The 25,489-nt window shown below is 69.5% G+C and carries 28 protein-coding genes, 1 tRNA gene and 2 pseudogenes; 14 read left to right on the top strand and 17 right to left on the bottom strand.

The genetic code is table 11. The features are described from left to right. Window positions 1–80: 80 nt before the first annotated feature. Window positions 81–329: a hypothetical protein gene (locus BM066_RS04510; protein WP_019848154.1), complete on the top strand. Its 249-nt coding sequence runs from the start codon at window positions 81–83 to the stop codon at window positions 327–329. Window positions 330–354: 25 nt separating this feature from the next. Here BM066_RS04510 and BM066_RS04505 read toward each other — a convergent pair whose 3' ends face one another. The 5 genes from BM066_RS04505 to BM066_RS04485 form a co-directional block, all read right to left on the bottom strand. After that, the gene (locus tag BM066_RS04505; protein WP_089924570.1) at window positions 355–723 is read right to left on the bottom strand and encodes a hypothetical protein; all 369 of its coding nucleotides are present in this window, start codon (window positions 721–723) and stop codon (window positions 355–357) included. Window positions 724–876: 153 nt separating this feature from the next. Beyond that, a complete protein-coding gene (locus BM066_RS04500) occupies window positions 877–1,542 on the bottom strand; it encodes a methionine ABC transporter permease (protein ID WP_018061041.1) in 666 nt (221 codons plus the stop codon). Further along, window positions 1,539–2,552 (bottom strand): methionine ABC transporter ATP-binding protein, encoded by a 1,014-nt coding sequence (locus tag BM066_RS04495; protein ID WP_089924567.1) that lies wholly within the window; start codon window positions 2,550–2,552, stop codon window positions 1,539–1,541. Before BM066_RS04495 ends, BM066_RS04500 begins: the two co-directional genes overlap by 4 nt. 95 nt (window positions 2,553–2,647) lie before the next feature. Next, the gene (locus BM066_RS04490) at window positions 2,648–4,759 is read right to left on the bottom strand and encodes an ATP-binding protein (RefSeq protein WP_089924643.1); all 2,112 of its coding nucleotides are present in this window, start codon (window positions 4,757–4,759) and stop codon (window positions 2,648–2,650) included. A 211-nt stretch (window positions 4,760–4,970) separates the two neighbouring features. Continuing rightward, complete coding sequence (locus tag BM066_RS04485; protein ID WP_089924563.1) at window positions 4,971–6,260, bottom strand: Xaa-Pro dipeptidase; 1,290 nt, start codon at window positions 6,258–6,260, stop codon at window positions 4,971–4,973. Window positions 6,261–6,440: 180 nt separating this feature from the next. Here BM066_RS04485 and BM066_RS04480 point away from each other — a divergent pair. Beyond that, window positions 6,441–6,527, top strand: a tRNA-Leu gene (locus tag BM066_RS04480). A 5-nt stretch (window positions 6,528–6,532) separates the two neighbouring features. Here BM066_RS04480 and BM066_RS04475 read toward each other — a convergent pair. The 5 genes and pseudogenes from BM066_RS04475 to BM066_RS27320 form a co-directional block, all read right to left on the bottom strand. Then, a complete protein-coding gene (locus BM066_RS04475; RefSeq protein ID WP_089924560.1) occupies window positions 6,533–6,982 on the bottom strand; it encodes a hypothetical protein in 450 nt (149 codons plus the stop codon). A 68-nt stretch (window positions 6,983–7,050) separates the two neighbouring features. Continuing rightward, the gene (locus BM066_RS04470; protein ID WP_089924558.1) at window positions 7,051–7,395 is read right to left on the bottom strand and encodes a hypothetical protein; all 345 of its coding nucleotides are present in this window, start codon (window positions 7,393–7,395) and stop codon (window positions 7,051–7,053) included. Between the two features lie 80 nt (window positions 7,396–7,475). After that, on the bottom strand, window positions 7,476–7,634 hold the full coding sequence (locus BM066_RS26340) for a hypothetical protein (protein ID WP_177218370.1): 159 nt from the start codon (window positions 7,632–7,634) through the stop codon (window positions 7,476–7,478). After that, window positions 7,595–7,960: a hypothetical protein gene (locus BM066_RS04465; RefSeq protein WP_018061035.1), complete on the bottom strand. Its 366-nt coding sequence runs from the start codon at window positions 7,958–7,960 to the stop codon at window positions 7,595–7,597. The genes BM066_RS26340 and BM066_RS04465 overlap by 40 nt, the downstream gene beginning before the upstream one ends. Before the next feature lie 181 nt (window positions 7,961–8,141). After that, a pseudogene (locus BM066_RS27320) lies at window positions 8,142–8,333 on the bottom strand (LuxR C-terminal-related transcriptional regulator); the annotation flags it as partial. Between the two features lie 155 nt (window positions 8,334–8,488). On the opposite strand from BM066_RS27320, the gene BM066_RS04455 reads away from it, so the two are divergent. After that, on the top strand, window positions 8,489–8,839 hold the full coding sequence (locus tag BM066_RS04455; RefSeq protein ID WP_255367470.1) for a helix-turn-helix domain-containing protein: 351 nt from the start codon (window positions 8,489–8,491) through the stop codon (window positions 8,837–8,839). 144 nt (window positions 8,840–8,983) lie between these two features. Here BM066_RS04455 and BM066_RS04450 read toward each other — a convergent pair whose 3' ends face one another. After that, complete coding sequence (locus BM066_RS04450) at window positions 8,984–9,745, bottom strand: competence/damage-inducible protein A (protein ID WP_089924555.1); 762 nt, start codon at window positions 9,743–9,745, stop codon at window positions 8,984–8,986. Between the two features lie 65 nt (window positions 9,746–9,810). Further along, entirely contained in the window at window positions 9,811–10,197 is a 387-nt protein-coding gene (locus BM066_RS04445; RefSeq protein WP_089924552.1) for a hypothetical protein, read from the bottom strand. Window positions 10,198–10,450: 253 nt separating this feature from the next. On the opposite strand from BM066_RS04445, the pseudogene BM066_RS04440 reads away from it, so the two are divergent. Beyond that, window positions 10,451–10,729: pseudogene (locus BM066_RS04440) on the top strand (DNA/RNA nuclease SfsA); the annotation flags it as partial. A 33-nt stretch (window positions 10,730–10,762) separates the two neighbouring features. On the opposite strand, the gene BM066_RS04435 reads toward BM066_RS04440, so the two are convergent. Further along, window positions 10,763–11,383: a DUF3885 domain-containing protein gene (locus BM066_RS04435; protein ID WP_143093647.1), complete on the bottom strand. Its 621-nt coding sequence runs from the start codon at window positions 11,381–11,383 to the stop codon at window positions 10,763–10,765. A 104-nt stretch (window positions 11,384–11,487) separates the two neighbouring features. Between BM066_RS04435 and sfsA the strand changes: the two genes are divergently transcribed. The 7 genes from sfsA to BM066_RS04400 all read left to right on the top strand — a co-directional run bounded on the left by sfsA (window position 11,488) and on the right by BM066_RS04400 (window position 17,416). After that, window positions 11,488–12,204: a DNA/RNA nuclease SfsA gene (sfsA, locus tag BM066_RS04430; RefSeq protein WP_089924639.1), complete on the top strand. Its 717-nt coding sequence runs from the start codon at window positions 11,488–11,490 to the stop codon at window positions 12,202–12,204. 109 nt (window positions 12,205–12,313) lie between these two features. After that, on the top strand, window positions 12,314–13,144 hold the full coding sequence (gene map / locus BM066_RS04425) for a type I methionyl aminopeptidase (protein ID WP_089924546.1): 831 nt from the start codon (window positions 12,314–12,316) through the stop codon (window positions 13,142–13,144). A 56-nt stretch (window positions 13,145–13,200) separates the two neighbouring features. After that, the gene (gene radC / locus BM066_RS04420; protein WP_089924544.1) at window positions 13,201–13,965 is read left to right on the top strand and encodes a RadC family protein; all 765 of its coding nucleotides are present in this window, start codon (window positions 13,201–13,203) and stop codon (window positions 13,963–13,965) included. A gap of 80 nt (window positions 13,966–14,045) precedes the next feature. Continuing rightward, a complete protein-coding gene (locus tag BM066_RS04415) occupies window positions 14,046–14,570 on the top strand; it encodes an RcnB family protein (RefSeq protein WP_089924541.1) in 525 nt (174 codons plus the stop codon). Window positions 14,571–14,778: 208 nt separating this feature from the next. Then, window positions 14,779–16,026 carry a dipeptidase gene (locus tag BM066_RS04410; protein ID WP_089924538.1) on the top strand — a complete coding sequence of 416 codons (1,248 nt, stop codon included), beginning with the start codon at window positions 14,779–14,781 and terminating at the stop codon, window positions 16,024–16,026. A gap of 49 nt (window positions 16,027–16,075) precedes the next feature. After that, the gene (locus tag BM066_RS04405) at window positions 16,076–16,729 is read left to right on the top strand and encodes a lysozyme inhibitor LprI family protein (protein ID WP_089924536.1); all 654 of its coding nucleotides are present in this window, start codon (window positions 16,076–16,078) and stop codon (window positions 16,727–16,729) included. Window positions 16,730–16,732: 3 nt separating this feature from the next. Beyond that, window positions 16,733–17,416, top strand: coding sequence for a lysozyme inhibitor LprI family protein (locus BM066_RS04400; RefSeq protein WP_089924534.1), 684 nt, complete (start codon window positions 16,733–16,735; stop codon window positions 17,414–17,416). Between the two features lie 131 nt (window positions 17,417–17,547). Here BM066_RS04400 and msrQ read toward each other — a convergent pair whose 3' ends face one another. Both msrQ and msrP read right to left on the bottom strand, forming a co-directional pair. After that, window positions 17,548–18,279, bottom strand: coding sequence for a protein-methionine-sulfoxide reductase heme-binding subunit MsrQ (gene msrQ, locus BM066_RS04395; RefSeq protein ID WP_089924531.1), 732 nt, complete (start codon window positions 18,277–18,279; stop codon window positions 17,548–17,550). Further along, the gene (gene msrP / locus BM066_RS04390) at window positions 18,279–19,199 is read right to left on the bottom strand and encodes a protein-methionine-sulfoxide reductase catalytic subunit MsrP (protein ID WP_089924529.1); all 921 of its coding nucleotides are present in this window, start codon (window positions 19,197–19,199) and stop codon (window positions 18,279–18,281) included. The genes msrQ and msrP overlap by 1 nt, the downstream gene beginning before the upstream one ends. 252 nt (window positions 19,200–19,451) lie before the next feature. Here msrP and BM066_RS04385 point away from each other — a divergent pair, with 252 nt between their 5' ends. Continuing rightward, a complete protein-coding gene (locus tag BM066_RS04385) occupies window positions 19,452–19,823 on the top strand; it encodes a hypothetical protein (protein WP_089924525.1) in 372 nt (123 codons plus the stop codon). 51 nt (window positions 19,824–19,874) lie between these two features. Here BM066_RS04385 and BM066_RS04380 read toward each other — a convergent pair whose 3' ends face one another. Then, window positions 19,875–22,751, bottom strand: coding sequence for a bifunctional [glutamine synthetase] adenylyltransferase/[glutamine synthetase]-adenylyl-L-tyrosine phosphorylase (locus BM066_RS04380; RefSeq protein WP_177218374.1), 2,877 nt, complete (start codon window positions 22,749–22,751; stop codon window positions 19,875–19,877). Between the two features lie 159 nt (window positions 22,752–22,910). Beyond that, window positions 22,911–24,050 (bottom strand): threonine aldolase family protein, encoded by a 1,140-nt coding sequence (locus BM066_RS04375; protein ID WP_089924520.1) that lies wholly within the window; start codon window positions 24,048–24,050, stop codon window positions 22,911–22,913. 133 nt (window positions 24,051–24,183) lie between these two features. On the opposite strand from BM066_RS04375, the gene BM066_RS04370 reads away from it, so the two are divergent. After that, a complete protein-coding gene (locus BM066_RS04370; protein ID WP_089924516.1) occupies window positions 24,184–24,552 on the top strand; it encodes a BlaI/MecI/CopY family transcriptional regulator in 369 nt (122 codons plus the stop codon). After that, window positions 24,542–25,441 carry a M56 family metallopeptidase gene (locus BM066_RS04365; protein WP_089924514.1) on the top strand — a complete coding sequence of 300 codons (900 nt, stop codon included), beginning with the start codon at window positions 24,542–24,544 and terminating at the stop codon, window positions 25,439–25,441. Before BM066_RS04370 ends, BM066_RS04365 begins: the two co-directional genes overlap by 11 nt. The last annotated feature ends 48 nt before the right edge of the window (window positions 25,442–25,489 follow it).

The raw sequence follows: 25,489 nt of genomic DNA, 5'->3' as shown, positions 1-25,489 counted from the left end.
TCCTGAACCGGCGCGCAGAGTCTTGGATCATTTCGGCCTCGCGTCTTGACCCAGGAGCCGAACAGGTCGCCTGGGTAGGGATGGCCCGAGAAACCGTCTACATCGTCCAAGCCTACAAGGCCGGCCGCGGCAAGGGCCTGAAGGCCGAGCAGCAGGTCGGCTGCAAGGACGCCGAGGAAGCCCGCCGCAAGGCCGAGCGCCTGGCCCCGCTGCGCGAAGGCGTCGTCGCCTTCGCCGCCTCGGCCGACGTCGAGCTGGGCGACTACGACGAGAACCCGCAGATCCTGTTCAAGGCGGGGCGGCTGCCGTTTCCGTTCGATCAGGGCTGACCAAACGCCGGGATGAGCGGTTTGTCTATTCCGGATCGTTCGCCGGCTCTTCCGGCCCGGCGATAGTCCAGCTGGATAGGAAGTCCGGGTTCTCGACCGTCTCGCCGTCTGTCAATGGATAGAGCCCCGGCGCGGCCGCGACGATGTTCGAGGTCTGGGGCGGCAGGGTGGTGGTGTCGCCGTCCTGCGGGCCCAGCAGGTCGAGCAGGATCCCCTCCTCGGCGTCGGCGGTGATCACCACGCCGTAAAAGGCCTCGCGCCCCTCCAGCTCGCCCTCGGCGTCCAGGAAGGTCAGGTTCACCAGCATGATCTTGCCGACCAGACCCTGGGCGAAGCTTTCGTCCCAGTGCTCGGGCGGCGGAGCGGACAGGATGGGGATGTCGTCGTCGGTCATTCGCGGGGTTCTAGTCGTCGCGGGACGTCTTGGGAACGTCGTGCGTCCTTCGAGGCGCGCTCAGGAGCGCGCACCTCAGGATGAGGACCGCTATTGCCGAGTTCCTCATCCTGAGGTGCGTAGCGAAGCGGAGCCTCGAAGGACTCAAGTCGCCTACCGGTGCGAAACCTTCCGCACCACCGCGTCCCCCACCATCTGCAGCGCCTGGACCAGCACCAGCAGCAGCACCACGGTCACCACCATCACGTCGGTCTGGAAGCGCTGGTAGCCGAAGCGGATGGCCAGATCCCCCAGGCCGCCCGCCCCGACCACGCCGGCCATGGCGGTGTAGGACACCAGGGCGATGGCCGTCACGGTCGCCGCGGCGATCAGGCCGGGCATGGCTTCGGGCAGCAGCGCGCCCAGCACCACCTGCCGGCGCCTGGCCCCCATGGCGAAGCTGGCCTCGATCACGCCCTTGTCGACCTCGCGCAGGGCCGTCTCCACCAGCCGGGCGAAGAACGGCGCGGCGCCGGCCACCAGCGGCGGGATCGCCCCGGCCACGCCCAGCGAGGTGCCGACCAGGGCCACGGTCAGCGGGATCATCACGATCAGCAGGATCACGAACGGCACTGAGCGCAGGATGTTGATCACCAGCGACAGCACGCCGTTGGCGATCCGGTTGTGCAGCATCTGGCTAGGTCCGGTCAGGAACAGGATCACGCCCAGCGGCAGGCCCAGCAGCACAGTCAGCACCATCGAGCCGCCCAGCATCGACAGGGTGTCGAGCGTCGCCTGGCCGATCTCCGACCAGTCGATGTTCTCCATGAAAGCGCTCATCGCCCCGCCTCCGCGACCAGATCCACCCGGACCCCGTCGGCCTGGAAGCGCCTGATCGCCGCCTCGACGTCGCCGCCGGTCAGGGACAGGGTCAGCTGGCCGTACGGCGTCTCGCGCAGGCGGTGGATGCGGCCGCCCAGGATCGAATAGTCGACGCCGGTCTCGCGGGCCACCGCCCCCAGGATCGGCCTGTAGGTCGCCTCGCCGCGGAAGGTCAGGCGCACCACGCGGCCGTCGACCGCGGCGCCGGCCTCGCCGGGAACGCCATCGGCCTCCGTCACGAACCGCCGGGCCGTGGCGCTGGCCGGGTGCAGGAACACCTGCTCGACCGGGCCGGTCTCGACCACCTTGCCGCCCTCCAGCACCGCCACCCGGTCGCAGACGCGGCGGACCACGTCCATCTCGTGGGTGATCAGCACGATGGTCAGGCCCAGCTCGCGATTGAGATTGGAGACCAGCTCCAGGATCTGTTCGGTGGTCTCCGGATCCAGCGCGCTGGTCGCCTCGTCGCACAGCAGCACCTTGGGGCCGGTGGCCAGGGCGCGGGCGATCCCGACCCGCTGCTTCTGGCCGCCCGACAGCTGGGCTGGATACTTGTTGGCGAAATCGGTCAGCCCCACCCGCTCCAGCAGCTCGGCGGTACGCGCCTTGACCTCGGCGTCCGAACGGCCGGCCAGCTTCAGCGGGAAGGCGACATTGCCGGCCACGGTCTTGGACGACAGCAGGTTGAAGTGCTGGAAGATCATGCCGACCCGGCGGCGCAGGGACCGCAGCCCCTCGACGCCCAGGGCCGCGACGTCGTCGCCGTCGACCACGACCTTGCCGCCCGACGGCTTCTCCAGGCCGTTGATCAGCCGGATCAGGGTGGACTTGCCCGCCCCCGAGGCCCCGATCACCCCGAACACCTCGCCGGGCGCGACCGACAGGCTGACGCCGGCCAGGGCGGCGCGGTCGCCCCCCTGCTTTCCAGGTCCCGCATAGGTCTTGGAGACGTCTTCGAAGGTGATCACGGGCGCGGCCTTGAACGGGGGTCGGTCGGCGCGAACGCCGCGAGCCGCACGATTTAGGCGCTGCCGGGCCAAAGGTGAAGCCGGGCCGCCCTCTTTCAGCCCGCGCGGCGCGCGCGCCCGTCCAGCGCCTGGTCGATTCCGCCGATCAGGTCGGCCGCGGTGACCGGCTTGGCCAGGTACAGGTCGGCGCCGGCCAGCAGGGCGTCGTGGCGGTGGTGGACCATCGCGTTGGCGCTGAGCATGATGATCGGAACGGGCGCGCCCGCCTGGCCATGCTGTTCCAGCCGCCGGATGGCCCGGGTCGCCGCCACGCCGTCCATGACCGGCATCTGCATGTCCATCAGCACCAGGTCATAGGCCCCGGCCTTGAAGGCCTCGACCGCCAGGGCCCCGTTCTCGACCACCATGACCTCGACGCCGTGCGGCTCCAGAATCAGCTGCACCACCTTCTGGTTGACGGGGTGATCTTCGGCCAGCAGCACCCGGAGCCCCTCGGGCCGGTCGGCCGGCGACGCGACGCGCCCGGCCTCGCCGGCGACCACGGCGCCAAGGCCGTCCGCCCGCTCCAGCGGCAGGACGACCCGGAACAGGCTGCCGCTTCCCGGCCGCGACCGGGCCGAGATCTCGCCGCCCATCATCTCGACCAGGGTCTTGCTGATCGACAGGCCCAGGCCCGTGCCGCCGAAGCGGCGGGTGATCGTCGAGTCGGCCTGGCTGAAACGCTGGAAGATCATCTCGGCCTGCTCCGCGTCGAAGCCGACGCCGGTGTCCTCGACCTCCAGCACCAGGCGCACGCCCAGTTGGTCCTTCGCCGTTTCGACATCGATCCGGGCGACGATCCCGCCGTGGTCGGTGAACTTCAGGGCGTTGGACAAGAGGTTTCCCAGCACCTGGCCGATGCGGACGCTGTCGCCCAGGAAAGTTCCGCAGGCGCCTTCGCTACGCTCGACCCGGAAGGCCAGGCCCTTGTCCCCGGCGCGCAGCCGGGTCACGTCCAGCGGACCGTCGATGGCGGCGTCGAGGTCGAACACGCCGGTCTCGATCGTCATCTGGCCCGCCTCGATCTTGGAGACGTCGAGGATGTCGGACACCAGGCGCTCCAGGGTCGCGCCGGAGCAGCGGATCAGGTCGACCATCTCGCGCTGGGCCGGCGTCAGCGGCGTGTCGCCCAGGGTCGCGGCGATGCCGATGACGCCGTTCAGCGGCGTGCGGATCTCGTGGCTCATATTGGCCAGGAAGTCGCTCTTGGCCTGGTTGGCGGCCTCGGCCGCGCGACGGGCCGCGGCCATGTCGGCCTCGTCGCGCAGCCGCTCGGTGACGTCGCGGGCGACGCCGAAGATCAGGTCGCCCGACCGCCGCGCGCGCCATTCCAGCTGGCGGTACTCGCCGTCGCGGCGGCGGTAGCGGTTCACGAAGCCGGTCACCTCGCCCGAGGTGTTGGCCTGGTTCATGTGCGCCTTGGTGGCGGCGACGTCGTCGGGATGCAGCAGCGGCAGCAATGGCGCGCCCACCAGCTCGTCGATCGAATAGCCCAGCACCGTCTCCCAGGCCCGGTTCAGCTTGACGAACCGCCCCTGCAGGTCGCGGATGCAGAGCATGTCCAGCGACACCTCGAAGAAGGTGGAGAGGTTGCTGGCCGTCTCCAGGGCGCTCTGGGCGGCGTGCAGGGCGCGCGCCTCGCTGGCGATCAGGGTGTCCTCGGCCCTCTGCCGATCGATGGCGATCGCCGCCAGCTCCGCCGCCGCCTCGATGAAGGCCACGTCCTCATCGCTGGGGGTGGTGGGCTGGCGGTGATAGAGGGCGAAGGTGCCGACCACCGCGCCGCCGGCGCTGCGGATCGGTTCGGACCAGCAGGCGGCGACCCCGGCCTCGGCGGCCAGCGCCTTGTAGTCCCGCCACAGGGGGTCGGTCTGGATGTCCTCGACAATCACCCGGCGGCCGGTGAAGGCCGCCGTGCCGCACGACCCCGTGGACGGGCCGATTCGGACGCCATGGATGGCCTGGTTGTAGAAATCGGGAAGGTTCGGAGCCGCGCCGAGCAGCAGGCGCTCGCCCTCGGCGTCGAGCAGCAGGATGCTGCAGACGGTGCTCGGATCCTCGGCCTCCACCGCCTGGACGATCGCCAGCAGCGCCGTGCTCAGGGAATTGCCGCCGGCGATCAGCGTCATGGTCCGGCGAAAGGCGCGGTGGGCGGAGGTCAGGCTCATGATCCGGAGCGGCTCCAGCAACGACAGGACACCGGCCTAGCATCCGCGCGATACCTTGACGTTAAGCTCCGCGCCGCCACCCCCGCGACATTCTGTAGCAGCGCGGCAATCCAGAGCATTTTCGAGCGAAGTGGACACCGGTTCGCGTGAAGAAAATGCGTTGGAATAAAGATCTAGAGTGCGGCCTGATGAGATCAGGCCGGCAAGCGCTCTAGGGCCGCACGACCACCGCCCCGCCCTTCATCACGAACACCGGCTCCTCCAGGGTCGTGATGTCCTCCAGCGGATCGCCGAACACCCCGATCAGGTCGCCGTAGCGGCCCACGGCCACCTGGCCGACGTCCTTCTCGCGGCCCAGGGCCTGGGACGCGGTGATCGTCGCGGCCTGGATCGCCTGCAGCGGGGTCGCGCCATAGCGGACCATCACCGCGAACTGCTTGCCGTTGCCGCCGTGCGGATAGACCCCGGCGTCGGTGCCGTAGATCATCTTCACCCCGGCCTTCAGGGCCTTGCGGAAGTTCTCGCGCTGCACCTCGCCGATATCGCGATCCTTGCGCAGATTGTCCTCCAGCACGCCGTTCCGGGCGCCCTCGGCCTGGGTGTAGTCGGTGTTGTAGATGTCCATCGAGAAGTAGGCGCCCTTCTGGACCGCCAGCTTGATCCCCTCGTCGTCGACCAGGCTGGCGTGCTCGATGGTGTCGACGCCGGCGCGGATGGCGTCCTTGATGCCCGCCGCGCCGTGGGCGTGGGCGGCGACCTTCAGCCCGGCCATGTGGGCCTCGTCGACGATCGCCTGCATCTCGGCCAAGGTCAGCTGCTGCTGGCCCGGCTCATCGCCGTGCGAGAACACCCCGCCGGTCGCGCAGATCTTGATCACCTGGGCGCCGTACTTCTTCAGCGTGCGCACCACCTTGCGCCCCTCGTCGGGGCTGTCGACGTTGTAGGGGCTCTTCTGGTCCATGGACGGCGGGAAGAAGGTCTGGTCGCAGTGGCCGCCCGTCGCGCCGATGGCGTAGGTGGCGGTGACGATGCGCGGGCCGGGCACGTAACCCCCGTCGATCGCCTCGCGCAGGCCCACGTCGTCGAAATTCTCCGAGCCCACGTTGCGCACGGTGGTGAAGCCGGCCTCCAGCGTGCGCTTGGCGTTGGCGGTCTGCACCACGCTCCAGAAGGCGTCGCTGTACTGCAGACCGTTGTAGCCGCCGATCTCGGCGACGCTGTCCAAGTGCACGTGCATGTCGATCAGGCCCGGCAGCAGGGTCGCGTCCGGCAGGTCGACCACCGTCGCCCCGGCCGGAACCGCGTCGCCCGCCTTGCCCACGGCCGAGATCCGCCCGTCGGTGATCACCACCTGCGGCCTGTCGACATACTTGCCGGCGGCCACGTCCAGCAGGCGCGCGGCGCGCACCACCTCGACCTCGGCGGCATGGGCCGCGACCGCGGTCAGGGACGCGGCGCAGGCCGCCGCCAGGAAGGCCAGAGCGGCCCGTTCACGCTGCATGATCACTATCCCCAGTCCTCGCCCCGTCCTTGGGCGATCGAGACCGGCGACGCTATCACGCCTTGGCCGTGCGTCGAGCCGCGACGGTCCAGTTTCCACCGCGGCGCCGCGAAGGCGGGCGCCGGTCTCGCGCCCACCCTTGGCGAGGCCCTTCCCCCATCCTATACGGGCAGGACCAGCGCGGGCGTGGCGAAACTGGTAGACGCAGCGGACTTAAAATCCGCCGGCCGCAAGGCCTTGCCGGTTCGACCCCGGCCGCCCGCACCAGCGCCCTAGCCGCCTCGCCGCTGCGTGCGCCACCGCTCCCACCCCGCCTGGGCCACGCCGACCGCGAAGGCCGCCAGTTCGGCGTCGCTCCACAGGTAGTAGGCGGAGAAGAAGCTCCACTGCATCAGGGTCAGGTCGATGATGAAGGCCACGTGGGTCAGCACGACCAGCAGCTGGAAGGCGGTCATGAACAGGATCCAGACCCGGCGCTCGAACGCGCACAGGCCGATCAGGATCAGCAGGTAGACGATGTCGACCGTGAAGATCCCCCACTGCACCGTGGCGCGATCGGGGAGCTGGACGGCGGCCGAAAGGAACCAGGCGGCGACGGTGGCCACGGCCAGCCCGCGCTCCAGGCGCCGGCCGACCAGCAGGGCCAGGGCGCAGATCGCCAGCATGGCCACGGCGGCGATCTGGGTCGGCAGGATCGAGAAGAAGTTGGAGAAATGGAACATGTCGCCCCCGCGCCGGGAGCGACATGTGTCTCACGAATCGAGGCCCCGCCAAGGGGCCTCGCGGGCGGTCAGGCGCTCTTGACCTCCTGCAGGTGGCCGGTGCGCGGGAGATCGCCCGTGCTCTTGTCGCCGCCGCCCACCAGAGTGACTCGGCGCAGCCCGACCTGGTCCTTGGCCTCGGCCAGGGCCTCGTGGGCGGCGATCAGCGAGCGGCGGGCGCTGGCCATGCCGGAGGCGGCCTCCAGCACGCGGTCGACGGCCTGCTGGCCGACGCCGGCGGCCAGGCCCGCCTCGAGCCGGGCGCGCGGCATGGCGGCGATCAGGTCGCCCATCAGGGCCAGGGTGGTGTCCACGGCCTCTTCGGTGGTGAACAGACAGTTGGCCAATTGCTCGGCGACGATGCGACGCTTCATGTGACGTGCTCCCCCAGCGCCCGAGGGCGCGTTGCTGATGACGGACGCCCGGCGCCCGTCGCGGGGTTCAGCCCCGAGGGTCAGCCGTAGCGCAGGACTTGGAAGAAGTGAGCGACTTGCCGGGTCCCCAGGAGGCCGCCGATCAGCAGGCTGCAGGCGGCGGCGATGGCGAGGACGAGCAGCAGGCGGACGGCGGGGTTCAGGACATGGTCGTGCCCTCCGCCCAGGCCTCGCGCCATTTCGCGTGGAAGGTCTCGTCCAGGACCGTGGCCGTGACGATCAGGATCTCGCGCAGCACCATCTCCGGCGGCTTGGGGCTGGCCTCCTTGCGCACCGCCGAGACCAGGTCCCGGACCATCGGCGCCAGGGCGTCCGGCGCCAGGCTCAGCAGCTGGCGCTCCAGCTCCGTCCAGGCGAAGACCGGCATCGACGGCCGGTTCGCCAACGGCGGCCAGTCGCGGTCGAAATTGGCCGCCGCCTCGCGGATCTGCAGCGCCTTGCGCACCAGCAGGCCCAGGCGGGTCCCCGCCAGGCTGGTCGCTTCGTTGTCGTTCACCACGCTCATGTTCACGGTCTTGATCCGTCTCTTGGAATGTCGAGACGGCAGCAGACGGCGATGGCGGGACCAGCGACAGTCCCATTGAGTCGCTGTGGGATTCAGTCCCATAGCCCGGAGAATCACTCCCCGGTGTCGCGCGGGCGGTCGGCGGCGCGGCGTGGTCGTGGGCGGTCAGCATCCGGGCCGCCGCGCGCCGGCCGCTGACGCCCAGCTTGCGGCAGGCGCTTTCGACCAGAGCGTCGGCGCGCGACTTGGAAACCCCCATCAGCGGGCCGATTTCCTTGGAAAGCCTATGTTCCGCGACCCAGCGCAGGGCCTCCCGCTCCCGCTGGGTGAGCAGTTCGATATTGGGCGCCGAGGGGGTCGAAGGCCTGTCCATCACGTTCGAAACGATCGTCGCCGCGCCCGACGCGCCACGCATGGTGCAAGAATGCATTGCGGCTGGCCAAGGCCAAGCCGATAGTTCCGAAATCGCCATTTCAGCGGGGGGCGGCTTTGAATACGCCGACTGGTCCAGATCCTATCGACGTCGCGGTGGGCACCCGCATCCGGGTCCAGAGACGCCACATGAAGATCAGCCAGGATGAGCTGGCCCAGGTGCTGGGCCTGACCTTCCAGCAGGTCCAGAAATACGAGCGCGGGACCAACCGGGTCTCGGCCTCGATGCTGGTGCGCATCGCCGCCAAGCTGCAGACCACGGTCGGCAGCCTGGTGGGCGAGGACGTGGTGGCCGAGCAGGACGTGGCCATGCTGACAGCGCTTTCGACGCCGGGCGCCATCGACCTGCTGCGCGCTTACGGCCAGGCCACGCCCAAAGGGCGCAAGGCGATCCTCAACGTCGCCAAGACCCTGGTCGAGCCGGACGACACGGCCGACGTGGCTTAGGCCCCGACCTTGTCATCCCGGAAGCCTCGCAGAGGCTGTCCGGGATCCAGGGGACTGGGCGAAGGCGGTGCGGCTGTCCGGGATCCCGGACAAGCGCTGCGCGCTTTCCGGGATGACAACGGAGGAGGACCGGGAGGTTTCTCCCTAAGCCGCCCCCGCCTCCATCTGCTCGATCCCCGTCACCCCGACCTCGGTCAGCGCCGCCACCAGCGCCTCCACCGCCGCGTCGACCTCGGCGGCGTCGCGGCCGCGGATCACCAGGCTGGCGCCGTAGACGTCGGGCGGGGCGAAGAACGGATAGCTGCCGATCGACAGGTCCGGATGGGCCTTGGCCACCGCTTCCAACGGCGCGGCGATCGTGCCCTCGCCGGTGCCGGTGACCCGGACGGTCTTGCTGATCACCACCGCCCCGGTGCGCAGGCGCGGGCCGACGTCGTCGAGCATGCCGCGCATGATCGCCGGCACCCCGGCCAGCACGAAGACGTTGCCGATCTGGAAGCCGGGCGGCCCCTGGACCGGGTTCTTCACCAGGGTCCCGCCCTCGGGAACATGGGCCATGCGCCGGCGGGCGGCGTTGGGCTCGCCCCAGCGCTCGCGCAGCATGGCCATGATCTCGGGATGCTCGGGCGCGGTCACCCCGAACGCCTTGGCCACCGAATCGGCGGTGATATCGTCGTGGGTGGGGCCGATGCCTCCGGTGGTGACCACGTAGTCGTACCGGGTCCGCAGGGCGTTGACCGCATCGACGATCTCCTGCTCGACGTCGGGCACCACCCGCGCCTCGCAGAGGTCGACGCCGTAGGTGGCCAGGTACTTGGCGATGGCGTTGAGGTTCACGTCCTGGGTGCGGCCCGACAGGATCTCGTCGCCGATGATCAGGACGGCGGCGGTGACACGATCGACCATGCGGTGACTCCTGGCGTTCGCTCCGACTTAAGCCGCCCTTGCGTCGCCCGCAACCGACAGCGCCACTACTGCTCATCCTCGGGACGCAGCGGCTTTCGAAGCCAGTCGAACGCCGAAAGGATCGCCTCGGCCTCTGGATCGAACTCCGGGCGGTAGTAGTGCATGTGCCCGTCCAGCGGCGGCAGGCCGCCCTCCTGAAAGCCGAGCGCCCTCAGCGTCGCCGCGAATTGGTCGATCGGACCGTAGGCGTGCAGGAAATTGTGCCGGTCCCAGGCGAGCAGCGCCCCCGTTTCCGGTGAGATGACCCAGAGATCGAACCGACCATCGCCCGTCAGGTAGGCCGCGTATCGATCGAGAAAGGCGCGCAACGCCGCGTGGTCGATCTGTTCGCTTTCGTACCGGCCGGGCTCGCCCTCGCCACGCGGGGTGTGCAGCACGTAGAGGACCAGCAAGGGCGCGGCGAGTTGCTAGGCCAAGGCGGCCAGCACGGCCGGATCGCCTCCCGGCACGCCGATCGTCAATCGGCTTCGTCCCGGTTCGCCCGGGGCCACGGTTTGTCGAATGAAGCGCGCGGGGTGGGAGTGCTCCACCACTTCCCCATCGACTTCGTGACCAAGCTTGTACATCACGCCCCCGAATAGTCGCGGCAGCGCTATCGCGGCGGAGAAACCGTGCATAGCTCAAAACGTGAGATGGACCCGCCTGATGCTTCTTCCCCAGCCCCTGACGCGCGGCGTGATCGTCCAGCGCTACAAGCGCTTCTTCGTCGACCTGGTGCTGGACGACGGGCGCGAGATCACCGCCCACTACCCCAACTCCGGCGCCATGCTGGGGGTGAACCTGCCGGGTCAGGGGGCGTGGGTGTCGTTCTCCGACGATCTCAAGCGCAAGCTGGCCTGGACGCTGCACCTGGTCGAGGCCGCGGGACCGGACGGCCAAATCTCGAAGGGAGGGGGCCTGGTCGGCGTCAACACCATGCTGCCACCTGTTACGCGCATTGGGTAACGCGTTGCATCCTCACTGGTCAGAGGCGGGTAGCCAGTCAGCCCATCGAGCCCGGGCCTGAACAACCTCAGCAGCGGTAGGTAGGAAGAGATCGGCGCCGCCGTCATAGGGTGCAAAGATCGCGCCCGTGCGATTGGACATCCAAAGCCAACTACTCTGAGCCGCATCCATGGCGATCTCTCTCAGTAGCGGGACAAACCGAAGATCGCCCCAACGAACAGGCGCGGCGTAGATCGCGAATACGCCATCATCCCCTTCCTCGCGGAAAGACATACCAGTAGGTCGCATGGCGTAGCGTTGGAGGCGCCTTTTCTGTCTGCGCTCTTGGCTCCGAAGCCAGCATTCGATGTCTGGCCCCGGCGGTTCAAAAATGCAGTCGTCGTCATCCTCGAAAACCGACGTTACCAGCCACGCGTCCTCCCGCCCCAAGGTGGCGTAGGCCATCATGTTGGCGCGTGTGATGACCCTACTCATCTCCGCTTTTGATTCTGGGTACCGCTTAGACTTGGGTAGCGAATGGAAGCGTTGCCAGTGCTCAAGCGCGGCATGGCGCATGAGGTGGGACACGGGCGCGTGACCACTGTGGAAATGATTCCAAGCCGCCTCGAAAGTACAAAAGCTCTGACTCTCCATTCCAGCGTTCCTAGCAGCAAAGCTGCGCCATGGTCATCAAAGGCTTCCATCTCGGCTTTCATCGCTCGATCGGGGCCGCCAAACCAGCGAGTGTCGCGCCCAAAATGAACTTCGCCTCCCCTCTCATCTCGGGCCGCCTAGTCCAACGCTACAAGCGGTTTCTGGCCGACATCGAACTTGATGACGGTTCGATCATCACCGCCCACTGCCCGAACTCCGGAGCCATGCTCGGGGTCAACATGCCGGGTTTGAAAGTGTGGCTGTCGAAGTCGCCGAACCCCAACCGAAAGCTCGCTTACACTTGGGAGCTTGTCGAAGTCCCCGACGGATCGGGCAGCTTCACGAAGGTCGGCATTGACACCCACCTGCCCAACAAGCTGGTGGCCGAGGCGCTGGTCGGCGGGAGGATCCCGGAACTGACCGGCTACGCCTCGATCCGGCCCGAGGTGAAGTACGCCGCCGCCAGCCGCGTCGACTTCCTGCTGACCGACCCCGACCGCCCGCCGTGTTGGCTGGAGGTCAAGAACGTCCACCTGTCGCGCACCCCGCCGCTGGCCGAGTTCCCCGACTGCAAGGCCGCTCGCTCGACCCGCCACCTGGAGGACCTGGCCGCCCAGGTGCGCGAGGGCCACCGGGCCGTGGCGCTGTTCGTGGTCCAGCGCGAGGACTGCGACCGTTTCCGCGCCTGCGCCGACCTCGACCCGGCCTTCGCCGCCGGCCTGGAGCGCGCGGCGGACGCGGGCGTGGAGGTGCTGGTCTATGCGTGCGCGATGAGCACCGGGGCCATACGAATCAGCCGACGCATCGCTTGGGATCGCTAGGCTCGCGCCAGCATTGAACTTCCGTGCTATCGTTGCGACATACGCCTCGAAGACACTTGTACGCCCGGCCGTCCGCCAAGATGCGCCGCCTGCTTGAGATAGAACCGCCATGACCCTCGAAGACACCGTCGAGATCGAAGCCGAGACCCGCACCGGCGCGATCAAGATCCACAAGCCCGCCGACTTCGAGGGCATGCGCAAGGCCGGCAAGTTGGCGGCCGAGTGCCTGGACATGCTGATCCCGCACGTGAAGCCCGGCGTGTCGTCCGACCACCTGGACACCCTGGCCCGCGAGTTCATCCTCGACCACGGCGCCCTGCCCGCCTGCCTGTTCTATCGCGGCTATCCCAAGACGGTCTGCATCTCGCGCAACCACGTGGTCTGCCACGGCATTCCCGGCGAGTGGAGCCTACGCGAAGGCGACATCGTCAATATCGACGTGACGGCTATCGTCGACGGCTGGCACGGCGACACCTCGCGGATGTACGGCGTCGGCGAGGTGGGCCCGCGCGCCCGCCGCCTGGTCGAGATCACCTACGAGGGCATGAAGCGTGGCCTGGACGCGGTGAAGCCGGGCGCGACCCTGGGCGACATCGGCCACGCCATCCAGTCCTATGTCGAGGCCCAGCGCTGCAGCGTGGTGCGCGACTTCTGCGGCCACGGCCTGGGCAAGGTGTTCCACGACGCGCCCAACATCCTGCACTTCGGCCGCCCCGGCCAGGGCGCGGTGCTGAAGCCGGGCATGTTCTTCACCGTCGAGCCGATGGTGAACCTGGGCAAGCCGGCGGTGAAGGTGCTGGGCGACGGCTGGACGGCCGTGACCCGCGACAAGTCGCTGTCGGCCCAGTGCGAGCACTCGATCGGCGTGACCGAGGACGGCTACGAGGTGTTCACCGCCTCGCCGGAGGGCCTGTTCCAGCCGGCGATCCAGGGCGGCTGAGACTCGACAACCCCCAATTGATCTGACCTAATTCGCTCTCGCAAGGCGGGGGCGCGATGGTCAGCGGCAGATCACTGAAGGCGACCCCGCCGGGCGTGGCCGACGCCGCCCCGGCCAATGGACCGGCCAGTGGGCCGGCCAAGGGTCCGGCCGCCCACCAGCTGGGCCATCGCGAGCGCCTGCGCGAGCGGGCCAAGGCCGGCGGCCTCGTCGCCCTGCCCGACTACGAACTGCTGGAGCTGTACCTGTTCCGCACCTTCGCGCGCGGCGACGTCAAGCCGATGGCCAAGGCGCTGCTGGCCCGGTTCGGCTCGTTCGGGGCGACGATCTCGGCCTCGATCGAGGAGCTGAAGACCGTGCCCGGGGTCGGCGAGAGCGCCGCGATCGACCTGAAGCTGCTGCACGAGGCCGCCCTGCGGGCCGGCCGCGACAAGATCGCCAAGCGGACCGTGATCTCGTCCTGGACGGCGCTGCTGGGCTATGTCCGCGTCGCCCTGGCCAACGAGCCGCGCGAGCAGTTCCGCGTCCTGTTCCTCGACAACAAGAACCAGCTGATCGCCGACGAGGTGATGAACCACGGCACGGTCGACCACGCCCCGGTCTATCCGCGCGAGGTGATGCGCCGGGCGCTGGAGCTGTCGAGCAGCAACATCATCCTGCTGCACAACCACCCCAGTGGAGACCCCACCCCGTCGCGGCCCGACATCGAGATGACCAAGCAGATCGTCGAGGCCGGCAAGGCGCTGAAGATCAACGTCCACGACCATCTGGTGGTCGGCCGCGACGGCGTGGCCAGCTTCAAGGCGTTGGGGCTGTTCTGAGCGCGCGGGACGGCCCCTTCCCGATTTCCGCATACAGCCTATAGTCGCGTTACAGCCGGGGGGCTTCCTGGAGGATCGCGATGAATCGACGTCTTCTCCTCGGCTCGGTCCTGGGACTTCTGATCCCGGGCGTCGGCCTAGCCCAGTCGAACGAACAGCACGGCAGGCCCGGCGGCCATCCGGGCGGCGGGCGTCCCGGCGCGGGCCCGCCGTCGAGGCCTTCGCCCGGCCCGCCGCCTCGGCCGACGCCAAAACCGCCGCCCAGGCCCCGTCCGCCACCGGGCGGCCATCGCCCGCCGCCGAGACCGCGCCCGCCGCCCCCGCTGGGTCCGCACCGCCCCGGCGCCGGACGCCCGCCCGGCTTCCGGCCGATCCGGGGCCCGCGCTGGCGCTATCCGCGCGGCTATCGCTATCGGCGCTGGACCGTCGGCCTGATCCTGCCGGCGCTGTTCCTGGCGCCGGGCTATTATTACGAGGACTACTGGCGCATGGGCCTGGAGGGTCCGCCGTGGGGCTATCGCTGGGTGCGCTACGGCCCCGACCTGCTGTTGGTCGACACCCGCACCGGGCGGATCGACGACGTCATCTACGGGGCGTTCTACTAGGAACAGGGGGCAGGTGCTCGTGCGGCGAACACTTGCCCCCTACTGGCCTTCGGCCGTCTTCCCCCATAGGGGGAAGAGCGCGAGGCTCCGCCCCCTCGCCGCGACAGACCGCGAAGCGGTCAGGTAGGGGCAAGTGCGACGCCTCCACCTTGACCCCGCCGCCCCGATCCCCGAGCGTGGCCGCGCCAAACGCCATGTCGGAGTCCAGATGTCCCGCCTGCTGACCGCCCTGCTCGGCTCCGCCGCCCTGCTCGCCGCCGCCGTCCCTCTCGCGAGCCGGGCGGCCGAAGCCGCGGTCTCCAAGGCCGACCGCGCCCTGCACGAGAAGGCCCTGACGCTCGACACCCACCTCGACACGCCCGAACACTTCGCCCGCCAGGGTTGGAGCATGGTCGAGCGGCACGAGGTCAGGGCCGACGGCACCCAGGTCGACCTGCCGCGCATGGACGCCGGCGGCCTGGATGGCGGGTTCTTCGTGATCTACACGGCCCAGGGCGCCCTGACCGCCGAAGGCTATCGCCAGGCCCGCGACTTCGCCCTGGAGCGCGCCACGCAGATCCGCGAGATGGTCGCGGCCCACGGTGATAAGTTCGAGCTGGCCTACACCGCCGACGACGCCGAGCGGATCAACAAGGCCGGCAAGAAGTTCGTCTTCCAGAGCATGGAGAACAGCTGGCCGATGGGTGAGGACCTCACCCTGATGGACACCTTCTATAAGACCGGCGTGCGGATGGCCGGGCCGGTGCACTTCAAGAACAACCAGTTCGCCGACAGCTCGACCGACAAGCCGATCTGGCACGGCTTCTCGCCGCTGGGCCTGCGTTGGCTGGCCGAGGCCAACCGGCTGGGCATATTGATCGACGTCAGCCACGCCTCCGACGACGTGGTCGACCAGGCCGTGCAGCTGTCGAAGGTCCCGATCATCGCCTCGCACTCGGGCGCCAAGGCGATCTACGACCATCCGCGTAATCTGGACGACGGCCGGCTGAAGAAGATCGCCGACGCCGGCGGGGTGATCTGCATCAACTCGGTCTATCTGAAGAACACCGCCGCCAGCCCCGAGCGCCTGGCCGCCCTGAAGGCCCTGGGAACCGCGCCCGACAGCGAGACGGCGACCGAGGCCGAAATGGTCGCCTATCTGAAGAAGCGCGCCGAGGTCGACGCGAAGTTCCCGCCGGTGCGCGCCAGCTTCGAGGACTTCATGGCCAGCCTCACCCACACCCTGAAGGTGGTCGGGCCCGAGCATGTGGGGATCGGCGCCGACTGGGACGGCGGCGGCGGGGTGATCGGCTTCGAGGACGTCGCCGACCTGCCCAAGGTCACCGCCCGGCTGAAGGCGGCCGGCTACACCGACGCCGACGTGGCGGCGATCTGGGGCGGCAACGTGCTGCGCATCGTCCGCCAGGCCCAGGACTACGCGGCCAAGGAAGCCGCCAAGGCCAAGCCTATCGGATAACGTCGTTCTCGGTTACCCTTGCCCGGGCCTCGATCCGGGAGGGTTCCGAATGGTTCGCATCGCCTGTTGGGCCGGCGTCGCCGCCCTGATCTTCCTCGCCGCGCCCGAGGCGACCTGGTCCGCCAGCTTCGACTGCGCCAAGGCCGGCGCGCCCACCGAGAAGGCGATCTGCAAGGACGCCGTGGTCTCCAAGCTGGACGAGCAGGTGGCCGCGGCGTTCAAGGCCGCCCAGGGCCTGTGGCCGGCGGGGAACTGGTCGACTTTCATCCGCAACGAGCAGCGGGGGTGGCTGAAGGATCGCAACGCCATCTGCAAGGCCGACATCGCCTGCCTGAGGCAGGACTATCAGCGCCGCCTGACCTTCCTGACCCATCCCAGCCTGAAGTGGATGGGCCGCTATGTGGCCGGACGCTGCCCGGACGACGGGGTCTATCTGGACGTCACGCCCGGCTACCCGGACGCCGGTATCGATGTCGAGCTCTACATCTGCCCCGATCCCAAGGGGAACATGCTGCTGCAGGCCAAGGGCGACGTCGACGCGTCGGGCAGGTTGAGCTTCGACGACGCCGGCTGCCCGCGCGTCCTGGCCTTCACGCCGGACGTGGCGACCCTGTCGGCGCCGAAGACCGAGCGTTGCGCGCTGGGGACGGATTCGCGGGTGTTCCGGCGCGATCCGGCCAAGTCGCCCTATCTTTTGGAGTAGGTGATGACCCGTCTCGCCGCGCTTTCGGCCCTGCTGCTGGCCGCCCTGGCCCCGTCGCTGGCCGCCGCCGCCAGCTTCGACTGCGCCAAGGCCCGGACCAAGGTCGAGAAGCTGATCTGCAAGGACCCGCAGCTGTCGCACCAGGACGAGGATCTGGCCAAGGCCTATGGCGAGGCGCTGAAGGCCTGGGACGGCCAGATCGCCGCCTATGTGAAGATGTCTCAGCGCGGTTGGATGGGCTCGCGCGCCTTGGAGACGCCGGGAATGAGCGGAGGCGGGATCCTTTGCGAGGACGACGGGACCGCCCTGTCCTGCCTGCGGACCATCCATGCCGATCGCATCGCGGTGCTGAGGAGCCCGGGCTTCCGGCTGAGCGGGATCTATGCGCGCGGCCAGGATTTCCTGCGCATCAAGGCCACGCCGACCGGCCTGGACTTCGCCTACCAGCTGACCGACGCGAACGCCTCCCAGGGCTTCACCGACGAGACCGCCAAGGTGAAGGTCGTCCCCGGCCAGACCGTCGTGGCCTTCCCGCTGACCGGGACGGGTCCCGACGCCTGCCGGCTGGACGCGGCGTTCAGCGCCGACCAGGTGGTGCTGACCCAGAAGGGCCCCTGCGGCGGCGCGAAGCTGGGCGGATGGTGGATGCGCGATCAGACGCGGGATCCGGAAGCGGAGATGTTTTGACGCTCTCTCACCGCTGTCATCCCGGAAGCGCGCAGCGCTGTCCGGGATCCAGGTGAACGCAACGCCTTCGCCCAGTCTCCTGGATCCCGGACAGCCTCTGCGAGGCTTCCGGGATGACAACCGTGGAGCGTTCAGGCCTTGGCGCGACGCCGCTCCCACGCGTCCCACACCCGCCAGCCCAGCAGCACCGCCAGGATCGCCGCATAGACCAGCGGCGGCCGGTGGTCGGCCTTGACCAGCAGGTAGTAGTGGACCACGCCCAGCGGCACGATCAGATAGATCAGCCAATGTAGCTTCTGCCAGGTGGCCCGCCCCAGGCGGACCACCCAGCCGTTGGTCGAGGTCACAGCCAGCGGGACCAGCAGTATGAAGCCGGCCATGCCCAGGGTGATGAACGGCCGCTTGACGATGTCCTTCCACAGTTGGCCCCAGTCGAAGAACAGGTCGACGCCGATATAGGTCAGCAGGTGCAGGCCGATATAGCTGAAGGCGAACAGGCCGATGGTGCGGCGGAAACGGACTAGGCGCGGCTTCTTCAGGATCCGCGCGGCCGGGGTGATCGCCAGGCCGACCAGCAGCAGGCGCAGGCCCCAGACGCCGATCTGGCGGATCACGGCCTCGATCGGATTGGTGCCCAGCTCGCCGCTGAACCCCCGCCAGGCCAGCCAGGCCAACGGCGCGAAACAGGCCAGCCAGACGGCGGCGTAGACCAGGTTGTCCCGGGTTTTCGAGGGGCGCTTGCGCCTGCCCCCTCCGTCGGCTTTGCCGACACCTCCCCCAGAGGGGGAGGATCTACGCCGAGCCAGATTCTCCCCCCTTGGGGGAGCTGGCGCGAAGCGACTGAGGGGGTCGCGCAGCGCCATCAGAAGTCCCGCTTCAGGTCCATGCCGCGATAGAGGTCGGCGACATACTGGCCGTAGCCGTTGAACGGCAGGGTCTCGCGACGGCGGAATTCGCCGATCCGGCGCTCGGTGGCCTGCGACCAGCGCGGATGGTCCACGGCCGGGTTGACGTTGGAATAGAAGCCGTACTCGCGGGGGGCCAGCAGGTTCCAGGCGGTCGCCGGCATGCGCTCGACCAGGCTGATCCGCACGATCGACTTGGCGCCCTTGAAGCCGTACTTCCACGGCACGACCAGCCGCAGCGGCGCGCCGTTCTGGTTGGGCAGGACGTCGCCGTAGAGGCCCACGGCCAGGATCGTCAGCGGGTGGACCGCCTCGTCGATGCGCAGGCCTTCGCGATAGGGCCACCGCAGGGTGTCCCAGCGCTGGCCGGGCATTTCGGACGGCCGCATCAGGGTCTCGAAGGCGACGAACTTGGCCTTGGAGGTCGGCTTGACCTGGGCCAGCAGGTCCTTGAGCGGGAAACCCACCCAGGGGATCACCATCGACCAGCCCTCGACGCAGCGCATGCGGTAGATGCGCTCCTCCAGCTTCTGGCCCTTGATCAGGTCGTCGATGGCGAAACTGGCCGGCTTTTCGCACTCGCCGTCGACGCGGACCGTCCAGGGACGGGTCTTCAGCGCGCCGGCGTTCTCGGACGGGTCGTCCTTGTTGACCCCGAATTCGTAGAAGTTGTTGTAACTGGTGATGTCCTTCTTCGGGGTCGGCGTCTCGGTGGTCGAGAAGCCCGGCTTGTAGGCCAGGCCTCGCGCGCCGGCCGTCCCGGCCGCCGCCAGCAGCCCCAGCCCCGCCGCCCCGCCGATGAACTCGCGCCGCCGCAGGTACAGGGCCTGGTCGGTGACGTCGTTGTCGGTCAGGTCGGGGGCGTGGCGGATCAGCATGGCGGGCTCCGGGGAGGCTACCCTGGAAGATACGTCCTGAACGGTCCAATGGTTACAGGCCAAAGGCGGTTCTCGCTCGGCGCCGTGCGCGATCGCCAAAAAGGCGAGATAAGCCGCCATACACTTTTAACTAGCATTTTGATCGATTTCGCGCATAGATCGCACTCGAGCGCCGCCGACCGTCGGCGACGTCGTCCTCCGTCGGTCCATGCCGGCCGGCGGACGATCCACTCGAGACACAGGGAGAGCGTCATGGGTTTCTATGGTCCTGAGCCTTTCGACACGGCCGAGGCGACCTACGTCTGGACCGGCCTGCGCGAACCGGGCTTCTTCAGCGTCAACGTCAAGGGCCACGCGCCCAACTTCACCAGCGGCATCCAGCTGGTCCGCGACCCCCATTTCGTCGGCGGCCTGGCGATCGACGTGATGGGTTGGACCGGTCCCCTGGGCCAGGGGACGACGCCCTACGCCGTCCACGGCGTGTTCGGCGGCTTCTACCTGCCCAAGATCCTGATCGTCGGGCAGAACAAGCGCCTGCTGATCGACGTGAAGGAGATCCCCTTCACCACCGACGAGGCCTATGTGAAGCACCTGACGGCCGCTCGAAAGCTGGAAACGGTCTAGCCGGACGCTTGGGGCGCGCTTCGTCGCACGAACGCGCGCCCCCTCCGGGTGTCAGGCCTTCACCACCGCCTCGAACGCCGCTCGCGCCTCGACCTTCGCCTTGGCCAGCTTGGTCTTCAGCGACCGGAACTCGCGCACGCCTCCGGCCCGGGCCAGCAGCGCCCGGAACGCCTTGGGCTCGGTGTCGGGGTGGTGGCCGTCCTCCAGCGCCACCTTCAGCAGCTGCGACAGGTCCTGCTCCAGCCGCCAGGCCGCCTCCAGGGCCGCCAGGGCCGCCGCGTCGCCAAGCCCCGCGCGCGCCAGGGCGGCCAGGGCCTCGCCGGTGTTCTGCGCCAGCGGCCCGCCGCCGGCCGCGTGAGCCAGCTGCAGGAACTGGGCGGCGAATTCGATGTCGACCAGGCCGCCGGGGGCGAGCTTCAGGTCCCAGTCGCCCTTGCCGGGCCGCTCGTCCTCCATCAGCTGGCGCATCTCCAGCACGTCGACGGCGGTCTTGCCCGGGTCGCGGGCCCGGCGCAGGGCGACGGCGATCGCCGCCTCGGCGCGGGTCTGGAAGGCGGGGGACGAGGCCCAGATCACTCGCGCGCGGGTAAGAGCCTGCAGCTCCCAGGTCTCGGCCTCGCGCTCGTAATAGTCCTCGAAGGCCGCGAAGCTGACCGCCACCGGCCCCTTGGTGCCCGAGGGCCGCAGCTTCAGGTCCACCTCGTACAGCGTGCCTTCGCCGGTCGGGGCCGACAGGGCCGAGGTCAGGCGCTGGGTGAAGCGGGCGTAGAAGCTGTCGGCGGCCCAGCCCTTGATCGCCGACATGGCGGCTGGATCGTCGGCCGCATAGAGCGTCATCAGGTCCAGGTCCGACTTGGCGGTCATCTCGCGCGAGCCGGCCTTGCCCAGGGCGACCACCGCCACCTGGCCCGGGAAGGCGCCGCCCAGCCGCTCGACCTCGGCCAGGGCGGCCGGGGCCAGGCCGCCGACGATCAGGTCGGCCAGGTCGGCGAAGGCGGCGCCGGCGTCGCGGGCCCCGGCCGTGCCGCTGATCACCCGCACGCCGATCCGGAAGCTCTGGTCGCGGAACAGCCGCCGCGCGGCGTCCATCGCCCCCTCGAAGTCGGCCGGGTCCCAGGGGGCGTCCCTGGGCATCTCGATGGGGCCGAAGAAGGCCGGGTCGAGCAGGGCGTCGAGGGCCGTGGGCCGCCGGGCCAGGGTGCTGGCCAGGCGCGGGGCGAAGGCCATGACCTCGACGATCAGCTCGAACAAACGCGGCTGGGCCAGGAACAGCGACTGGATCTGCACGCCGCTGCTGAGCCCCGCGAAGAAGTCGCCGAACCGGTTGAAGGCGTCGTCCGGCGCGCCGGTGGCGTTGGCGGCGTCCAGCAGGCGCGGGGCCAGGCGGGTGAACAGCTCGCGGCCCCTCTCGGTGCGGGTGGCGGCGATATGACCGTGGTGCCAGCCGCGGATGGTGGCGGCCACCCGTTCGGGATGGGAAAAGCCCATGCGCTTCAGGGTCGCCAGGGTCTCCGGATCGTCCTCGACGCCGGTGAACACCAGGCTGCCGAACCGCGAGGACAGCGCCTCCTCGCCCTTGAACAGCGCGCCATAGCGGCGGTTCACGCCCTTGAGCACCTGGCCGACCACCGCGTCGAAGCTGCGCAGGGCGCCATGCCCCCACAGGGCCGCCACCTTCCTGCGGTCGGCGTCGGACTCCGGAAGCTTGTGGGTCTGGTCGTCGGCGATCATCTGGGCCCGGTGCTCCAGGGCGCGCAGGTCGCGATAGGCCCTGGTCAGGTAGTCGCGGTCCTCGGGGGTGACATGCCCCGCGTCCGACAGGGCGGCCAGGGCGTCGAGGGTCCGAGGGCTGCGCAGGCCGGGATGGCGGCCGCCCAGGATCAGCTGCTGGGTCTGGACGAAGAACTCGATCTCGCGGATGCCGCCGCGCCCCAGCTTCAGGTCCGCCCCCTTGGCGGTCAGCCGGTCGTCCACCTTGTAGGCGTGGATCTGGCGCTTGATCGAGTGGATGTCGGCGATGGCCGCGAAGTCGAGGTTCTTGCGCCAGATGAACGGCTGCAGCTCGGCCAGGAACACCTCGCCGCGGGCCCGGTCGCCGGCCGCGATCCGCGCCTTGATGTGCGCCGCCCGCTCCCAGTTCTGGCCGACGCTCTCGTAGTAGTCGAGGGCCGCGTCGACCGGCATGGCCGGCGGGGTCGAGGACGGGTCCGGACGCAGGCGCAGATCGATGCGGAACACGTAGCCGTCGACCGTACGCTCGGCCAGCAGCCGGCCCAGGTGGTTGGCGATGCGCACCGCCACGCCCTGCGGCTCGACGCCCTCGGCGACCGGCAGGGCCTCGGGCGCGTAGAAGATCGAGAAGTCGATGTCGCTGGAATAGTTGAGCTCGAAGGCCCCGTGCTTGCCCATGGCGACGCAGAACAGGCCCGGGGCCGGGCCGTCCGGGCCCTCGCCCACGCGGGTCAGGGCCCCGCGCGCCACCTCCAGCCGCACGGCCTGGGCCAGGGACGCGTGCAGGGTCGCGTCGGCGAAGCGGGTCAGGGCGGCGGTCACCGCGTCCAGGTCCCAGACCCCGCCGAGGTCGCACAGGGCGGTCAGCAGGTGCAGGTCGGCCTTCAGCTCGCGCATCAGACGGCGGGCGGCCTCGAAGTCGGGCTCGGCGGCGACGGCCTCGGCGGCGGCCAGGATCTGGCCCAGCCGCGCCTCGGGGTCACCGTCCAGGATCGCGGGCAGGCGCTTGCCGTCGCGGCGCGCCAGGCCGGTCAGGTAGGGCGAGGCGGCGAAGATCGGCGCCAGGGCCGGCCAGGCGGCCTCGACCAGGGGCGCGGCCTCGCCGACCCGCCGGGTGATCGCCTCGTGCGCCCGCTCGGCGGCCTTGGGATCGACCACGGGGCCGCAGGGGGTGAGGCGTTCGAGCAGGCGAGTCATGGCGCGCACTGTGGCGTGACCCTCTTCCACCGTCATCCCCTGCCGTCGCCGTCACCCGTTTTGCGCGGGAAACCCGAGCCGGGGTTCGAAAGGGCGGTGGCCGGCCGGACCAGTCCCCCGGAACAAGTCGAGGGACGAAGGCTGTCGGGAATGGACCGCCTACCCCGCGAACAGCTTCACGTACTCTTCGACCGGCCGACGGGTGAGCGTGTCGTTGATGTAGATCGGCGCCACGCCGTTCTCGGCCCTGGCCATTCGCACGCCCGCCTGGCGCATGCGGTCGAACAACCCGTCGGCGCTCTTCGGCGCGAGGACCAGTTCGCGGATGTTCGAGGCGTTGGGCGCGGGTTTCAGGGTCGCGAGCCCCTGGGCCTTCAGCGCCGCGAACAGTTGGTCGGCGGCGGCGAAGGCGGCGCGGTGACGGGCCTCGAAATCGTCCAGCGCGGCCAGGGCCAGGATCGCGCAGGGCCAGCCCTGGTAGATCGTGCCGCCGAACCGGTGGCGCAGGTCGCGGACCTTGGCGATGTCGGCCTTGCCGCCGGCCAGCACCGCCCCGAACGGCGCATCCAGATACTTGTAGAGCGAGACATAGACCGTATCGAACAGCGCCGCCGCGCCGGCGATGTCGTAGCCGGGCGGGGCCAGCAGCAGACGCGCTCCGTCCAGGTGCAGTCTGATGTTCTTGCCTCTGGCGTAGGCGGCGATCTCGCGGATCAGGGCCGGGGCGACCATCTCGCCCTTCACCCGCCGCACCGGACTTTCCAGGACGATCGCCCCGACGCGCAACGGATAGGGACCGTTCTCGGCCTCGTCCACGGCGGCCTTGATCTCGGCCAGACCCGGCGCGGCGCGCCCGTCGGCCAGGGGCACGAGGTTCAGACCCGACAGCAGCTGGGTGGCGTCGCTTTCGTCGCGATAGAGGTGGCTCTCGCGCGGAACGATGACCCGCGAGGCGTCGCCTGCGAGGACGCGGGCGGCCAGGTGGTTGGCCAGGGTTCCTGTCGCCAGGAAGGCGCAGTCCTCCTTGCCCAGCAGCTTGGCGAACCGCGCCTCCAGGTCGGCGACCGCGCCGTTGGCCAGGTAGGAATCCCGCGGCTTGCCGCCGCGCTGGGCCAGCTCGACCAGGCGCCGGGCGGTGCGCTCTGGATCGGGCGGGGCGCTGTCGCCGACCAGCCAGACGCTGCGGGCGTCGACGGGCGGAAACGGCGGCGGAGCGGATTGGGCGGCCTGCTGGGCCCAGCTCATGGTCGGGGCGGCCGCGCCGACCAGAGACAATGTCAGGAAATGGCGGCGATCCATCGGAAATCCTCGGTGGCGACAGGACTCGCATAACATCGTCCGTCGCATCGGGAGCGTTAAAGCTTGCTCATGATCGCCGTCGCTTGACAGTCTATGTTACAGGCGTAATCGTTGGCGTCGGAGACCGAACGCCATGAACATCACCCAGGCCGAAAGCCGCATCATGGATGCGCTCTGGACGCGTCAGCCGTTGACGGTGGACGAGATCATGGCCGAGGTGGCCGAGGCCCAGGGCTGGGGCGAGGCGACGGTCAAGACGCTGATCAACCGCCTGCTGAAGCGCAAGGCGATCCGGTCGGATCGCATCGACGGCCGGGCGCGCTACGCCCCGCTCATCCAGCGCGCCGACTATGTGCAGGCCGAGAGCCAGAGCCTGCTCAACCGCCTTTTCGACGGCCAGCTGACGCCGCTGGTGGCGCACTTCGCCCAGCATCGCGCCCTGTCGACCGACGAGATCAAGCAACTGAAGACTCTGATCGAGGGTCTCGAACATGATGGCTGAACTGCTGGCCCTGACCCTGTTGCGCACCCAGGCGGCGGCCGCCGCCGCGGTGCTGCTGGTGCTGCTGCTGCGCGGCCCGATGCGGACGCTGTTCGGGGCGGGCCTGGCCTATCGCCTGTGGGCCCTGGTGCCGGTGGCGGCCATCGCCACGGTGTTCCCCAGCCTGTCGGAGACCTTGGGCTCGGGCGCGCCGCCGCCGCTGATGGGCGAGGAGCGCGCCGTGCTGGTGATGGCCGTCTGGCTGGCCGGCGGCGTCGCCCTAGCCACGGTGATCGTGCTGCAGGAGCGCGCCTTCCGGGCCCGGGCCGAGGCCGGCCGCGCCGGCCCGGCGGTGATGGGCGTCTTCTGGCCCCGCATCGTGCTGCCCGCCGACTTCTCGACCCGCTTCGACGAGCAGGCGCGCAAGATGGTCGACCTGCACGAGCGCGCCCACATCAAGCGCGGCGACCCGATCGCCAACCTGGCCATCGCCGGCGTCCAGGTCCTGGGCTGGTGCAATCCATTGATCCACCTGGGCGCCCTGTGCGCGCGGCTGGACCAGGAGATGGCCTGCGACGCCTCGGTGCTGAGCCTGCGCCCCAACCTGCGGCGCCCCTACGCCGAGGCCCTGCTGGAGGCGCACACCCGCCGAACCGGCTCGCCCCTGGCCTGCTTTTTCGCGGCCCATCCGCTGTTGCTGCGGGTCAAGCTGCTGGCCCGGCCCGAGCCCAGCTATCGCCGCCAGACCGCCGGCGCCGCCGCGATCGCCCTGATCGCGGTGGTCACCGCCCTGGGCGTCTGGACGGTCACCCCGCGCGGCCCCATGCCCAGCCAGGAGATCTCCTGGCCCGGCCGGTTCGTCGGCGACAGCCCCGTCGACGGCATCACCCTGCCCAAGCTGCATCACTGATCACGTCGGTCGCGGCCGTTTTGCGCCCTCGGCTTGACGGCTTGGATT

The sequence above is a fragment of the Caulobacter sp. UNC279MFTsu5.1 genome, assembly GCF_900114015.1.
Lineage (GTDB): Bacteria > Pseudomonadota > Alphaproteobacteria > Caulobacterales > Caulobacteraceae > Caulobacter.
Note: the sequence above shows the minus strand (reverse complement) of the source record. Positions and strands in the feature narration are given on the sequence as shown.